Genomic DNA, 13,642 nt, shown 5'->3' with positions numbered 1-13,642 from the left:
GATGAATCGATTAACTTTCTATTCTTATCCAAGTTGTACTTCTTGCCGTAAAACAAAGAAGTGGTTGAAAGCCAACCATGTTAGCTTTGATGAGCGTCATTTATTCAAAGATACACCGAATGAAGAAGAATTGAAGAGAATACTTGAATTAACAACCGAAGGAATGGATGAGGTATTGGCAACAAGAAGCGAAGCGTACAAAAAATTAAACGTGAACATTGATGAGATGATGCTTTCCGATGTACTCCATCTATTGACGAATGAGCCTAAATTATTGAGACGTCCGATTCTCATAGACGGTGAAAAGTTAGTGATTGGTCATAATGAAGATGCTTTACGAAATTTGGTTTCCCATAACTCAGAATTGAAAATGAGCATATAAGTCTATTCTCGAATTTTTTTTCGAGAATTTTTTTATTTAGAAGGAATTTGTCTTATAACGTCGAAATTCTACTACAAGAAAATCTGGAGGTGATGAATGATTGATATCAACTGAAAAAACAGCAGAAAAAATCCTTACCAGTGCCATTAGACTCTCGGCATCGGACATCCACGTTTTACCACGCAAGGAAGGCCCACTTATTCAATTTAGAATCGACAACAAGCTCGTACCACAAGAAACCCTATCCTTTTTTGAAACCGAGAGGCTTATTTCCCATCTTAAATTTCTTGCCGCAATGGATATTGGCGAGAAAAGAAGGCCCCAAAGCGGAGCCATTACCGTCAATCTCGCCAATAAAGTGGTTGGACTTCGCCTTTCCACCCTACCCACAGCTCACTCCGAGAGTTTGGTTATCCGTTTAATTCCTCAACAGAATATCCTACCTCTAGAACAGTTATCCTTATTTCCCAATACCGCTCAAAAACTGATAGCGCTTTTGAAACATTCCCATGGGATGATCATTTTCACGGGTCCTACTGGAAGTGGGAAAACGACAACATTATACTCCTTGCTTCATCATGCACAAGAAATGATTAACCGAAATGTCATCACGCTTGAGGATCCTATAGAAAATGAATCTGATAAAGTGTTACAGGTCCAAATTAATGAAAAGGCCGGCATTACGTATTCAGTCGGTTTAAAAGCGGCACTTAGACATGATCCCGATATTATCATGGTCGGGGAAATTAGGGATTCCGAAACGGCAAAGATTGCAGTACGGGCCGCATTGACCGGGCATCTAATCCTCACTACTATGCATACAAGGGATGCTCAAGGAGCCATTTCTAGGCTGCTAGAGTTCGGTGTAAGCTGGCTGGAGATTGAACAGAGTTTAATTGGCGTGACGGCGCAAAGACTGGTGGAGTTGAAATGCCCGCATTGTGAGGGCGAGTGTGCCCCCGATTGTTCCATGACCTACCGAAATAAAAGGGCCAGCGTATATGAGTTGCTGACTGGAAAAAGTCTAGCGGAAGTCTTGAAGGTGACGAAAGAGGAAAAAGGAAAGGGGAAAGCCACCTATCGTCAGCTGAAAGACGAAATTGGGAAAGCGGTAGCGATGGGCTATGTGAATCTCGATGAATTTGAACGGTTGGTTTACGAAGAAACCAAAAAGTAAATGGACGTTGAAAGAACAAGCTGTCTTTATAACGAAGCTGGGCGAATTATTAGCTCATGGTTATCCTTTAGCCGAGGCGATCCACTTCCTGGAATTTCAGGAATCCAAGAAAAAGGCCGGGGATTTCAATCAGGCCATTCAGGATTTAAGGAGTGGGCACCCTTTGCATCAAGTGTTGACGAATCTTACGTTTCATCCAGAGCTTGTAAGTTTTATATTTTATGGCGAACAATATGGCGACCTTGATCGAGCATTGAAGGAAGGAGGGGACTACTGGAAGAAACGGACGGAAGATACAGAAAAAGTGAAAAAACTCATGATCTATCCGATTTTCCTGTTCTTTTTTGTGAGCATTGTATTTTATGTACTGCAAAGTGTCCTTCTCCCCAAGTTTCAGACGATTTTTCAGACGATGAATGTTAAGCAGAATATGATCCTGAATGTGTTGGCTGCATCCTCAGTCATCCTCCCGCTGATCCCCTTCATCCTACTTGGAATGCTCCTTATCTTCTATTTATTCAAACAATTCTGGTTCGACAAACTATGCCCATTAAGACAACGGCGATTATTGATGAAGATTCCGTTGGCAGGACCCTTCATCAAGTTGTATGAAACGTATTTTTTTGCAAGTCAGTTCAGCGGTCTCCTCGCTGGGGGGCTTTCTATTAACCAGAGCATTAAATTATTCTCCGTAAACCAGCAGCAACCGTTTTATCAAAAGCTTTGCTCCATCATTAAAGATGATTTAATGGAGGGCAGGTCGCTAGAAACCATCTTTCAAGAGCAACCGTACTTTGATAAGAACTTGTCGATTATCGCAGCGAATGGACAAAAGTATGGCAGGCTTGATTCTGAGTTACTCCATTACAGCCGTTTTTTATTGGAAAAGATTGAAGAGAGGATGAACGCCATCATGAAAGTCATACAACCTCTTCTTTTTTCTATAATCGGGCTATTGATTATTTCTATTTATATGGCTGTCTTATTGCCGATGTTTTCTCTACTAGATGGAATATAAGGTACAAGAAAAAATGGGAGGTGAATCTGCTCAGAAAATATTGAGTGCATTCTTGTTATTTTCGTAATTAGCAGATTAATATGAAGAAATATTTTAACGAAAAAGGCTTTACGTTAATTGAAATGCTTATTGTATTGCTCGTCATCTCGATTCTGCTGATTATCACCATACCGAACATCACGAAGCATCAATCGACCATCCATTCTAAGGGGTGTGAGGCTTTTGTCAAAATGGTTCAGGCCCAAGTCCAAGCTTATGAGATAGACAATTCCAAGTTGCCTTCCGGTATTAATGATTTGGAAACTCAAGGATACCTTAAACAGAAATCCTGTCCGAATGGGGACAGCATCAGCATTGACAATAAAGGAAAGGTTACAGTCGTTGAGTAGAAAATTCGGGGAGGATAGCCCTTCCTCCGGAGGATTCACCATGTCCGAGACCCTGATTGTCCTTGTGGTATTTATTCTATTAAGCACTCTAGGCCTTAACCTATATCCAAGTTTTTCAAAGGGAATGCAAAATAAAATGTTCCTTAATCAATTGAATGAAGATATTTTTTATGCACAACAGTATGCAATAAGTCACGAAAGCTTGATTTATTTCTATGTGGATAACGATATTTACACGATTTACTCTTATAAGGAAGAAGTGATACTAGAGAGAAAGATACCGCCGGACGTACAGTTCATGAATGGGACATTAGGGGCTTCTTTTTATTTCAATCAATATGGAAATGCTTCAAAAGCCGGTACGATGACCATTGATACTTCAAAAGGGAAATACAAGCTGGTGGTCAATATCGGTAAAGGGAGGTTCAGGATTGAGAAACAGTAAAGGATACGTCTACTTAGAAATGATAGCCTCTTTTTCCATTTGTGTATTCCTAGTGATTTCCATGCTTCCTATTCTTGAAGATTCGATGTCCAATCGTAAGAACGTAGTTTTGAGGGCGGATGCCCATCATTTGCTGTATGAAAGATTGTTGGCATATATGGATGGGGAAATACAGGCTATCCACGAAGAAATTACGTACCAGGAAAAATCGTATGAATTGACCTGGAATGTCCAAAAGGAGTTTCCGGATATGGTTGAAGGATGTGTCCGATATGAAAATGCAAAGGGGAAGTATGAATCGATTTGTGATGTTGCGAAAAAGTGAAGGGTTTACCATGATTGAAATGCTCTTTTCCTTAATGATCCTGCTGACCCTTTCCCTTTTTATCCTCCAGTTTTTCTCAATCATTCAATCCCAGATAGGAACAAAAAATAGAATACATCCTAAAGAGTGGGAGATCTTTACGTTGCAAATGCAACAGGAAGTCAGAAGCTCCAAAAGCCAGGATGTTGTGGGGAATAAATTATATTTACTTTCAGGAGAGGATTTGTCTTTAATCGAGCAATATAATGACAAGCTTAGAAGACGGGTTAACGGGGAGGGCCATGAGGTCATACTCCAGAACATTTCGAATGTGAAGGTTGAAAAGGATGGCAACGTCATCGTGCTCAATATAACGGATAAAGCAGGTCAGACCTTTATACGAAGGTTCCATCCCTTCATTAAAAGTGAGTTGGTGGCTGATGAATAATCAAAAAGGAGTCATATTCCCAATGGTTATGATTATAGCTAGTGTTTTTATCATGTTCACGATACTGATGATTGATCAATTCATTATTGATAAAAAATTTTATAAAGAAGTAGAAGAGACCTTACTTTCCGATCACTTAGTGCATCTGGCCGTTAATGAAGTGACAGCCGAATGGGAGGATGAGGTACCCAAAAGCATTCAGGGGGAAATCGCCTATCCTAATGGTGATGTTCACTATAGGTTAACGAAGCAGGATGTGCGATATGCCTATATCGAATTTTCTTCTATCACCAAAAATAAGCGAGCAGGCCGAATCATCATTCTATATGATAAAAAACTAGGTAGAGTGATAGAATGGATAGAAAAACTGAAGGACTAACATGTCGATTTATGGTGAATACGAATATGGAATACGAATATGGGGCATACTTGGTCATGGGTGATAATGTATGTCTACGAACGCTTATATCAAATATATTACACAGCAAATCGTACAGTATTTCAATTTAACCAAGAGAGAAAGAAAAGAAAAGCGCCGTCATCGGAAAGAGGATAAGGAGCCTAGAGTTTCTCACTGGTTTGGAATTGTCCCTTTCGCCGTGTCCATGTTCATAAAAAAAGTCAAAAAAAGAAAGCAGATGTCTTGAATTCATAGATATCTGCTTTTCTTAATGATTGGTAAAGAAACCATTATGCTAATGATTGGTCGGATAAATAGAATAGCCCGCCATTGATGATGGTAATTTGGATATTTGGCTCATATTGGGCCTGCAATGCCTGTTTCTCAGTAAAATAGCTTTCGCTTTTATCTTCCATATCCTTATAAAAATGTTCCAATAGATTCAAGTCTGTCTGCCACCGTTCCATCGCTTCTTCCGCCCAGGTATGATCATCATTCTCGAAGCTTTTACGAATATATGTATCGAGTCTGGATAGCCCGCTTTTAGGCATGATCAAGGGGGAAAGTGTAAAAGAATAATCCGGTATTTTGGGAGTGACCTTGACCGACAGGAGACGCTCATGAAATCCTTCTATGAATTCACCGGAAATTAAATTAAGTCCTATGGACATGAAGATATCTTTTTTTCTGTCACACTGATAAGAGATTTTTACATTTTGGGTGAGCCAAGGAAAAAGTGGACTTTGGCCCGTCTTTAAGGGAGGCCTATCCTCAAAAAGCCTGATGAAACCTGCCAGCCTCTTGGTCGACTGGATAATTTGGTGGAGCCGTGGCGAACCAAAATGAATGATTTCCCCTTTCAAATCAGGCGGTGCCAGTTCGGGATGGGTGATGAACGTAAGCATGCCAGGATTCGGTATCCCACCGGTTTTTTCGAGATAGTGCCAATAAAAAGGTCTGTTCATGAGTTCCTTATCCATTTCGATCGTTAACTGAACAGTGAGATATGAAGAGGTATTTTCCAACACCTCACATGCGTTGGATTGAAAGTAGGTTATTAAAAAATCATGAATTTCCTGTTGCTGCATGGATTTCACCATCCTTCATAGCTTGTGCGAACTGAATCATGGAAGACAAATTATCCATTTTAATTTTCATTTCTCCTTCTGATTTGGACTCTCCGACAACATCAATTAAATATTCCTCGATATTGTTAAAATCCAACTTCGTTAAAATATCATCCAATTCTCCAATTACCTTTTCAAATAAGTGGATTTTTTCATAAAGCAATTTCAAAATATGCTCTTCGACTGTATTTTTAGTGGCAAAGTTATAAATCATGACGTCTTCTTCTTGACCAAGTCGATGAATCCGTCCAATCCTTTGTTCCAACCTCATTGGATTCCAAGGCAAATCAAAATTGATCAAGTGATGGCAAAATTGTAGGTTGATTCCTTCTCCTCCGGCTTCGGTGGCAATCAATACCTGGATTTTCTTCTGGAATAGTTCCTTCATCCAATCTTTTTTACCACGCTTAAACCCTCCGCGGAATGGAACGGATGAAATGCCATGCTGTTGCAGGTACCATTGTAGATAAAGCTGTGTAGCGCGATATTCGGTGAAAATAATGACCTTGTCATCAATTTTCTTAATAAGTTCCAAAGCCTTCTCTGCCTTTGAATTTTGTTCGGTGAGGTTTACTTTCTCAAACAGATCATCTAATCTTGCTTCAAAGTCAGCCGATGGTTCTTTGTATTTTTCCTTCATATTCTTCAATGTATAGTAGACTGCTTCTCGGCTGCTGCATGCTTCCCTTTGAAGGGTGAGTGAAGAAAAAGCACTTCCTTTTGTTCCGTCTGATATTGGTTTAAACTTCGTTACGGCATCATACAAGGCTTGTTCAGTTGGTGAAAATTCAATAATGATTGTCTCTACACGCCGTTTCGTCCATTCAATTCCAGTATCGGCACGTCGGTTTCTTATCATGACCGTATTGACAAGCTCCTTTAAGTGCTCATCTTCTAGAATGTTCCGGCCTTTCCCTTTGTATTTTTCGGAAAAGAGTGCGGCATTTCCTAGGTGCCCAGGCTTTAATAATGAAACGAGATTAAAGATTTCCTCGATTTTATTCTGAATGGGTGTAGCAGTCAGCAACAAACAGAATTTCTTTTTAAGATTTTGGACAAATTCATAATTTTTCGTTTTATTATTTTTAAGTTTATGAGCTTCATCAATAATGATAAAGTCATATTCTTGATTGAAAATGATATCCCGATGGGGGGCTCGCTTAGCCGTATCGATGGAGGATATGACGATATCGCATGATTCCCATACATAACTCTTCCTTTGAACGACTGCAGGAATATGAAACTTCGTATTCAGTTCGAAAGCCCATTGGGTGACAAGTGATGCGGGTACAAGGATCAAAACCTTTTTAACCAGTCCCCGAATCATATATTCTTTTAAAATCAATCCCGCTTCGATAGTCTTACCAAGACCGACCTCATCAGCCAATATGGCTTTGCCATTCATCTGTTCAACCACCTGACGTGCAGCCTCTAATTGATGGGGAAGGGGAGTCAGTTGTTGAAGGTGCTTAGGCGCTTGCAAGCCTTCGAAATCAGGAATAATTAGGTTCTCTTCCATTTGGATGGCCAGTTTATAAAGATCCCAATTTCCCCATGGACCGTCGTTTTCCATCTTTTGCAGAAATTCATCATTCCAATCAGAACTGAAGGATATATTGATTTTCATTGATTCTTGCTCCTTCTTAAAACATAATTTTCTTAGTTTCTTTAGACCATGAACTTTTTTATAGGTTAATAAAATCTTTCTCCACGAAAGTTATTGCAGAGTAAAGTATCTTAGGGTAGGATGTAAATATATTTAGAAAATTGCAATAGTAATGAAGTTAGAAGGAAAATATTCTTCTTGGATAATAATTTTAGTTATTATAGTATTAGCATTTGGATAGTGCTTTATCCAAAGATCAACAATGAGCAGATTGGTACCCATTTCACGCAAATGGATGACCATCAGGTGGGGAATTTTCAGTCTTTTCCATCAATATGCGGGTGAGGATAAGGGGAGAGACTACCATCTACATATGTAGCGCCGAAGGAGCAAACTTAGCAGTGAATCTCTCAGGCAAATGAACTCTTATCGGACGCGACTCTGGAGAGCGCCAATTATTTAATGACGGCCACCAAAGGGGAAAACCTATAATAATAGGTAAACTTTCAGGTTTCAGGACAGAGAAAAAGCCATTTTGGCTTTCTCTGTCCTTTTTTGTGTCTTTTTTTAAGGAATATCAGGTGAAAGAGAACAAGCAAAAAAATTGAAGGAGGTCATTTTTTGAGCAATTTAAAAAGAACGCCATTATTCGAGGTTTACAGTGAGCACGGTGGAAAAACGATCGATTTTGGTGGGTGGGAACTGCCTGTGCAGTTTACCGGCATAAAAGATGAACACGAAGCTGTGCGTACAAGAGGTGGCTTATTTGATGTGTCGCATATGGGAGAGATTGAGGTAAAAGGTTTCGGGAGCCTTTCTTTTTTACAAAAGATGCTGACGAATGACGTAGCCAAGCTGAAACAGGGCGGAGCGCTATACACAGCCATGTGTTATGAAAATGGGGGGACCGTGGACGATCTTATCGTTTACCAAAAAGCGGAAGAGGATTATCTGCTTGTGGTCAATGCAGCCAACATCGAGAAAGACTTCAATTGGCTTCAAGCGAATGGTATGGAAGGTGTCAGCATCAATAATGTTTCAAACGATTATGCGCAACTTGCTCTGCAGGGTCCTCGAGCGGAGAAAGTATTGCAGAAGATTACCGACCAAACCGATTTAAGCACGATTGGCTTCTTTAAATTTAAAGAAGACGTCCACATTCATAATATATCCACGATGGTTTCACGTACAGGGTATACGGGGGAAGATGGTTTCGAGATATATTGCCGAAGTGAGGATGGTCCAGCTCTCTGGAGAAAAATTTTGGAAGCTGGTAAAGATGATGGGATACAACCGATTGGACTGGGGGCCCGTGATACCCTTCGGTTCGAAGCAAAACTACCGCTTTATGGTCAAGAGCTTTCGCCGGATATCACCCCAATCGAAGCGGGGATTGGTTTTGCGGTTAAACCGGATAAGGCGTCAGACTTTTTTGGGAAAGCCGTGCTTGCCGAACAAAAGGAAAAAGGGGCACCACGTAAGCTTGTTGGCATCGAAATGATTGACAGAGGCATACCTCGGCATGGCTATAAAGTATATAACGGGGAGAAACTCATTGGCGAAGTGACGACAGGGACTCAGTCACCAACATTGAATAAAAATGTAGGATTGGTCCTTATCGATAAGAATCACTCAAGTCTATCCACGGAAGTAGAAGTGGAAATCCGTTCTAAGAGACTGAAAGCCATTGTTATCCAAACACCTTTTTATAAAAATACACGAAAATAGAAGGGAATGGTCCATAAGATGAAACATCGTTACTTACCGATGACAGAGCAGGATAAAAAAGAAATGTTGGAAGTTATAGGGGTCACATCCGTCGATGATCTCTTCAGCGATATACCAGAAAATGTCCGATTTCAAGGTGAATATGACATAAAACCAGCAAAATCAGAGCCAGCTTTAATGAAGGAACTATCAAAACTGGCTTCCAAAAATGCGGATTTGAAAAACTATGCATCTTTCCTTGGGGCTGGTGTGTATGATCATTATTCACCTGTCATCGTCGATCACGTCCTATCCCGTTCGGAGTTTTATACAGCCTACACTCCCTATCAACCGGAAATTTCTCAAGGAGAGCTTCAGGCCATCTTTGAATATCAAACGATGATATGTGAATTGACGAGTATGGAGGTGGCGAATTCCTCGATGTATGACGGTGGAACAGCCTTAGCCGAAGCGGCCATGCTTGCTGCCGGACAAACGCGCCGGAAAAAGATTCTATTATCATCTACTGTCCATCCTGAATCAAGGGAAGTGGTGAAAACCTACGCAAAGGGTCAACGGGTGGAGGTCATCGAGATTCCTCATAAAGACGGAGTCACAGATATTGCTGCTTTAAAAGACCTGGCTTCGGATGATATTGCAGGCGTCATCGTACAGTACCCCAACTTCTTTGGACGCATCGAGCCGTTGAAGGAAATGGAAGCAATCATACATAACGTGAAATCGATGTTTATCGTATCGAGTAATCCGCTTGCACTTGGTGCATTGACTCCGCCGGGAAAACTCGGTGCCGATATCGTGACGGGTGATGCTCAGCCATTCGGCATTCCAGCCGCATTCGGCGGACCTCATTGCGGATATTTCGCGGTCACGAAAAAACTGCTACGGAAAGTGCCGGGCCGTTTAGTCGGTCAGACAGTGGATGAGGATGGAAAACGGGGCTTCGTACTGACGCTCCAAGCACGTGAGCAACATATACGCCGTGACAAAGCTACATCCAATATTTGTTCCAATCAGGCATTGAACGCATTGGCAGCCTCTGTAGCCATGACTGCTCTAGGGAAAAAAGGCGTCAGAGAAATGGCCGTCCAGAATATTCAAAAAGCCCATTACGCAAAAAAGACGCTCCAAGCACAAGGAATTGAAGTGGTCTTTGAAGGACCTTCGTTTAATGAATTTGTCATTAAGTTGCCTCTTCCCTACAAAGATATCAATAAGAGGCTCTTTGAAAAAGAAATGATTGGTGGTTTTGACCTGGGCTCCGTTTATCCCGAGTTGAAAAATCATATGCTAGTGGCTGTAACGGAACTAAGAACAAAAGAAGAAATCGATGCATTTGCGCAGGAACTGGGGGATCAACTATGAATAATCAAGATCAATCACTCATTTTTGAAATCAGTACAGCCGGTCGAATCGGGTATAGCCTTCCTGAAATGGATGTAGCGGATACTCCACTAGAAGAAATCCTGCCTGTGGAATATATACGTACGGAGGAAGCCGAGCTTCCGGAAGTTTCCGAGCTTGATATCATGCGTCATTATACGGCTTTATCCAAACGGAACCATGGAGTGGACTCTGGGTTTTATCCACTCGGCTCCTGTACGATGAAATATAATCCGAAAATTAATGAAAATGTCGCCAGGTACAATGGTTTTGCCCATATCCATCCATACCAGGACCCAGAAACCGTCCAAGGTGCCCTAGAGTTGTTATTTGACCTTCAGGAACATTTGACGGAAATTACAGGAATGGATCAAGTGACCTTGCAGCCTGCTGCTGGGGCGCATGGTGAATGGACTGGGCTCATGATGATCAGGGCTTTCCATGAAGCGAATGGAGATGTAAACCGTACGAAAGTCATCGTCCCCGATTCGGCCCATGGAACGAACCCGGCTTCGGCAACAGTTGCCGGACTAGAGACGATTACGGTGAAATCCAATGAATTCGGGCTCGTGGACCTTGAAGACTTGAAGCGAGTGGTAGGACCAGATACAGCAGCATTAATGCTTACAAATCCAAATACATTAGGCTTATTCGAAGAGAACATCCTGGAGATGGCACAACTTGTCCATGATGCCGGTGGAAAGCTATATTATGACGGGGCTAACCTGAATGCTGTTCTTTCCAAAGTGCGTCCAGGAGATATGGGTTTTGACGTTGTTCATTTAAATCTCCATAAAACATTCACTGGACCCCATGGCGGAGGAGGACCTGGTTCAGGTCCGGTTGGGGTGAAGTCGGATTTAATTCCCTATTTGCCTAAACCGATCGTGACAAAAGAGGGCGATCAGTTTGTCCTTGATTATGACCGTCCACAATCCATTGGAAGGGTCAAACCCTATTATGGGAACTTCGGCATCAATGTAAGGGCTTATACGTACATAAGGTCAATGGGACCGGATGGACTTAAGGCCGTTACGGAGAATGCCGTCATCAATGCAAATTATATGATGCGACGTTTGGAACCATTTTTCGATTTGCCATATAATCGCCATTGTAAGCATGAATTTGTATTGAGTGGTCGGAGGCAAAAGCAGTTGGGAGTCCGTACATTAGATATTGCGAAAAGACTACTTGATTTTGGGTATCATCCACCTACCATATATTTTCCGTTAAATGTAGAAGAAGGAATGATGATCGAACCGACGGAAACGGAGTCAAAAGAAACACTGGACGCTTTCATAGATGCAATGATACAAATAGCCAAGGAAGCCGAAGAAACCCCTGAAATCGTTCAGGAGGCACCCCATACCACGGTTATTAAACGCCTGGATGAAACATTGGCCGCTAGAAAACCAATTCTTCGTTATCAAGCATGATGCTGAAAAAACCCCTGCCAGATGGCGGGGGGTTTTTTAGTTGGTGAAATTCATATGTATCTCGGGAAATAACATGCTTGGCCTGTTAAGCATGAGTTCCCTATTGAACAGTATGATATGTTTCAAAACCGGATAAGATGGAAGGTTTAGGCAATTGGCCTTATTTCTTCGCCTTGATCTTCCCTGTCCACATTTTGAAACCGCCTTTTAAGTGAAAAAGTTCTCTGTAGCCTTTTTTATATAGCATGGCTGCCGCTCTTCCGCTAATGATTTCACTTTGAGCATACAAGTATACAGGCTTGTCCTGCCTAATCTCCACTAAGCGGGTCTTCATTTGTGTCATAGGGATATTTCTTGCCCCTAAGATATGTCCATTATCAAAATCATTAGGTTCCCGTACGTCAATTAATTGAACTTTTCTGTAATTAGAGATAAATTCTTCCTGTGTTAAGGTTTTAACGATTTTACGTTGACGGAACCAATTAAATAGTGAATATGCAACGATGGCTACTATGATGATAATCAGTGTATATAAGATATCCAACCATAAAAACTCCCTTCTACCTAAACGAATACAGACAATGTCTATTATATAATTGGTTTCTCCAATAATCAAAAAAATTTTATAAATATTTGGTGGAATAGCTTACTTTCTTTTTTACGTTGCTAAACTCTGGTAAACTACTACTTGTGAGTTTTTTTAGAGGGTTTAATAAGCCTACGTGAAAAGAGGGGTAATCGTGACGAAAGAAAAATGGGGATTCATTGATTCAGGCAATTGTTCACCTGCTTATAATATGGCAATGGACGAAGCACTTTTGAATTGGCAGAGTAATGGGGAAATCCCTCCCATGATCCGGTTTTACGGGTGGAACCCGGCTACATTATCCATCGGGTATTTTCAAAGGGCTGAGACCGAAATCGATTTGGCAGAAGTTGAAAGGCAAGGCTTAGGTTTTGTCCGTAGGCCTACAGGCGGTCGGGCTGTTTTGCATGAACATGAACTCACCTATAGCGTCATTGTCCCAGAGTCTTATCCGGGAATGCCGAATACAGTGACCGAAGCATATCGGGTGATTTCTGAAGGAATATTGAAGGGGTTCAGAAACCTCGGACTGGATGCCTATTTCTCTGTGCCTGAAACTGAACAGGATAAAGAGATGCTGAAATCTCCAAAGTCCTCAGTTTGCTTTGATGCGCCAAGCTGGTATGAACTGGTGGTTGAGGGAAGGAAAGTTGCGGGCAGCGCACAAACGAGACAAAAAGGTGTTATCCTTCAGCATGGAGCCATCCTGCTTGAACTTGATGAGGAGAAGCTATTTAGTGTATTCAAGTTCTCCGATGATAAAGTAAAAGAGAAGATGAAAAACAATCTGAGAAACAAAGCAGTGGCCATCAATGACATTGCTGGTAGAAAAATAACTATTTCCGAGGCGAAGGTAGCCTTTGAAAACGGTTTTTCTGAGGGTCTGTCGATTGATTTGAAACCATATGTGCTGAGTGAAAAGCAATTACAGGAAGTGAAGGACATCGCCAAAAATAAATATGAAAGTGATGACTGGAATTTTTTGAGGTAGAAAAAGAGGGGAAGCGAGAGTCGGGAATAAATAAGTTTTTTCAGATTTGTGTGAACAAGCATGTATTCCTTGTAACGTCAGTGCTTTGAAAGAGGCGGGCAAAATGCAATGTTCAAATTCATTGAAATCTGTCTAATTTTTATTATAAATCGACATTTTCCTCCCTTTTACTAACTCAATTAATTGATTCACCGTTTGACAAAATTAAAAGACAATCAACCACAA

The 13,642-nt window shown here is 41.1% G+C and carries 16 protein-coding genes and 2 riboswitches; of the genes, 13 read left to right on the top strand and 3 right to left on the bottom strand.

What is annotated here, in order from left to right; translation table 11 throughout:
- The first annotated feature begins 1 nt into the window (after position 1).
- From ACQKIC_RS06220 to ACQKIC_RS06180, 9 genes are all read left to right on the top strand, one after another.
- On the top strand, positions 2 to 382 hold the full coding sequence (locus ACQKIC_RS06220) for a Spx/MgsR family RNA polymerase-binding regulatory protein (RefSeq protein WP_402869485.1): 381 nt from the start codon (positions 2 to 4) through the stop codon (positions 380 to 382).
- A gap of 100 nt (positions 383 to 482) precedes the next feature.
- A complete protein-coding gene (comGA, locus tag ACQKIC_RS06215) occupies positions 483 to 1,559 on the top strand; it encodes a competence type IV pilus ATPase ComGA (protein ID WP_403121930.1) in 1,077 nt (358 codons plus the stop codon).
- Complete coding sequence (gene comGB / locus ACQKIC_RS06210; protein WP_427590500.1) at positions 1,519 to 2,577, top strand: competence type IV pilus assembly protein ComGB; 1,059 nt, start codon at positions 1,519 to 1,521, stop codon at positions 2,575 to 2,577. Before comGA ends, comGB begins: the two co-directional genes overlap by 41 nt.
- A gap of 80 nt (positions 2,578 to 2,657) precedes the next feature.
- The gene (gene comGC, locus ACQKIC_RS06205; protein WP_427590499.1) at positions 2,658 to 2,966 is read left to right on the top strand and encodes a competence type IV pilus major pilin ComGC; all 309 of its coding nucleotides are present in this window, start codon (positions 2,658 to 2,660) and stop codon (positions 2,964 to 2,966) included.
- Between the two features lie 40 nt (positions 2,967 to 3,006).
- Positions 3,007 to 3,411: a competence type IV pilus minor pilin ComGD gene (gene comGD / locus ACQKIC_RS06200; protein ID WP_402869477.1), complete on the top strand. Its 405-nt coding sequence runs from the start codon at positions 3,007 to 3,009 to the stop codon at positions 3,409 to 3,411.
- On the top strand, positions 3,398 to 3,736 hold the full coding sequence (locus ACQKIC_RS06195) for a hypothetical protein (RefSeq protein WP_402869475.1): 339 nt from the start codon (positions 3,398 to 3,400) through the stop codon (positions 3,734 to 3,736). Before comGD ends, ACQKIC_RS06195 begins: the two co-directional genes overlap by 14 nt.
- Positions 3,705 to 4,163: a competence type IV pilus minor pilin ComGF gene (gene comGF, locus ACQKIC_RS06190; RefSeq protein ID WP_427668576.1), complete on the top strand. Its 459-nt coding sequence runs from the start codon at positions 3,705 to 3,707 to the stop codon at positions 4,161 to 4,163. Before ACQKIC_RS06195 ends, comGF begins: the two co-directional genes overlap by 32 nt.
- A 22-nt stretch (positions 4,164 to 4,185) precedes the next feature.
- A complete protein-coding gene (comGG, locus tag ACQKIC_RS06185; protein ID WP_402986232.1) occupies positions 4,186 to 4,542 on the top strand; it encodes a competence type IV pilus minor pilin ComGG in 357 nt (118 codons plus the stop codon).
- A gap of 70 nt (positions 4,543 to 4,612) precedes the next feature.
- Entirely contained in the window at positions 4,613 to 4,810 is a 198-nt protein-coding gene (locus tag ACQKIC_RS06180) for a YqzE family protein (protein WP_402869469.1), read from the top strand.
- 43 nt (positions 4,811 to 4,853) lie between these two features.
- Here the strand turns inward: ACQKIC_RS06180 and ACQKIC_RS06175 are convergent, their stop codons facing one another.
- The gene (locus ACQKIC_RS06175) at positions 4,854 to 5,651 is read right to left on the bottom strand and encodes a YqhG family protein (RefSeq protein WP_402869467.1); all 798 of its coding nucleotides are present in this window, start codon (positions 5,649 to 5,651) and stop codon (positions 4,854 to 4,856) included.
- A complete protein-coding gene (locus ACQKIC_RS06170; protein WP_427590496.1) occupies positions 5,629 to 7,317 on the bottom strand; it encodes a DEAD/DEAH box helicase in 1,689 nt (562 codons plus the stop codon). Before ACQKIC_RS06170 ends, ACQKIC_RS06175 begins: the two co-directional genes overlap by 23 nt.
- A 320-nt stretch (positions 7,318 to 7,637) precedes the next feature.
- Positions 7,638 to 7,732, top strand: a riboswitch (glycine riboswitch).
- Between the two features lie 3 nt (positions 7,733 to 7,735).
- Positions 7,736 to 7,820, top strand: a riboswitch (glycine riboswitch).
- A gap of 97 nt (positions 7,821 to 7,917) precedes the next feature.
- On the opposite strand from ACQKIC_RS06170, the gene gcvT reads away from it, so the two are divergent.
- From gcvT to gcvPB, 3 genes are read left to right on the top strand one after another with little or no spacing between them, the layout of a single operon-like run.
- Entirely contained in the window at positions 7,918 to 9,024 is a 1,107-nt protein-coding gene (gcvT, locus tag ACQKIC_RS06165; RefSeq protein WP_402869464.1) for a glycine cleavage system aminomethyltransferase GcvT, read from the top strand.
- An 18-nt stretch (positions 9,025 to 9,042) separates the two neighbouring features.
- On the top strand, positions 9,043 to 10,386 hold the full coding sequence (gene gcvPA / locus ACQKIC_RS06160) for an aminomethyl-transferring glycine dehydrogenase subunit GcvPA (RefSeq protein WP_427590494.1): 1,344 nt from the start codon (positions 9,043 to 9,045) through the stop codon (positions 10,384 to 10,386).
- Positions 10,383 to 11,840, top strand: a complete 1,458-nt coding sequence (gene gcvPB / locus ACQKIC_RS06155; RefSeq protein WP_427590492.1) for an aminomethyl-transferring glycine dehydrogenase subunit GcvPB — start codon at positions 10,383 to 10,385, stop codon at positions 11,838 to 11,840. The genes gcvPA and gcvPB overlap by 4 nt, the downstream gene beginning before the upstream one ends.
- Positions 11,841 to 12,000: 160 nt before the next feature.
- On the opposite strand, the gene ACQKIC_RS06150 is transcribed toward gcvPB, so the two are convergent.
- Positions 12,001 to 12,384: a rhodanese-like domain-containing protein gene (locus tag ACQKIC_RS06150; RefSeq protein ID WP_402986223.1), complete on the bottom strand. Its 384-nt coding sequence runs from the start codon at positions 12,382 to 12,384 to the stop codon at positions 12,001 to 12,003.
- 196 nt (positions 12,385 to 12,580) lie between these two features.
- Between ACQKIC_RS06150 and ACQKIC_RS06145 the strand changes: the two genes are divergently transcribed.
- A complete protein-coding gene (locus tag ACQKIC_RS06145; protein ID WP_427590491.1) occupies positions 12,581 to 13,417 on the top strand; it encodes a lipoate--protein ligase family protein in 837 nt (278 codons plus the stop codon).
- Positions 13,418 to 13,642 lie beyond the last annotated feature (225 nt).

It is taken from the genome of Peribacillus sp. NPDC046944 (genome assembly GCF_050272735.1).
GTDB lineage: Bacteria > Bacillota > Bacilli > Bacillales > DSM-1321 > Peribacillus.
Note: the sequence above shows the minus strand (reverse complement) of the source record. Positions and strands in the feature narration are given on the sequence as shown.

Coding starts and splice junctions, on each gene's coding strand:
- ACQKIC_RS06170 (WP_427590496.1), bottom strand. CDS start 7,317: ATGAAAATCAATATATCCTTCAGTTCTGATTGGAATGATGAATTTCTG.
- ACQKIC_RS06175 (WP_402869467.1), bottom strand. CDS start 5,651: ATGCAGCAACAGGAAATTCATGATTTTTTAATAACCTACTTTCAATCC.
- comGG (WP_402986232.1), top strand. CDS start 4,186: ATGGTTATGATTATAGCTAGTGTTTTTATCATGTTCACGATACTGATG.
- comGC (WP_427590499.1), top strand. CDS start 2,658: ATGAAGAAATATTTTAACGAAAAAGGCTTTACGTTAATTGAAATGCTT.
- comGB (WP_427590500.1), top strand. CDS start 1,519: ATGAATTTGAACGGTTGGTTTACGAAGAAACCAAAAAGTAAATGGACG.
- gcvPB (WP_427590492.1), top strand. CDS start 10,383: ATGAATAATCAAGATCAATCACTCATTTTTGAAATCAGTACAGCCGGT.
- comGD (WP_402869477.1), top strand. CDS start 3,007: ATGTCCGAGACCCTGATTGTCCTTGTGGTATTTATTCTATTAAGCACT.
- comGF (WP_427668576.1), top strand. CDS start 3,705: ATGAATCGATTTGTGATGTTGCGAAAAAGTGAAGGGTTTACCATGATT.
- ACQKIC_RS06180 (WP_402869469.1), top strand. CDS start 4,613: ATGTCTACGAACGCTTATATCAAATATATTACACAGCAAATCGTACAG.
- gcvPA (WP_427590494.1), top strand. CDS start 9,043: ATGAAACATCGTTACTTACCGATGACAGAGCAGGATAAAAAAGAAATG.
- ACQKIC_RS06220 (WP_402869485.1), top strand. CDS start 2: ATGAATCGATTAACTTTCTATTCTTATCCAAGTTGTACTTCTTGCCGT.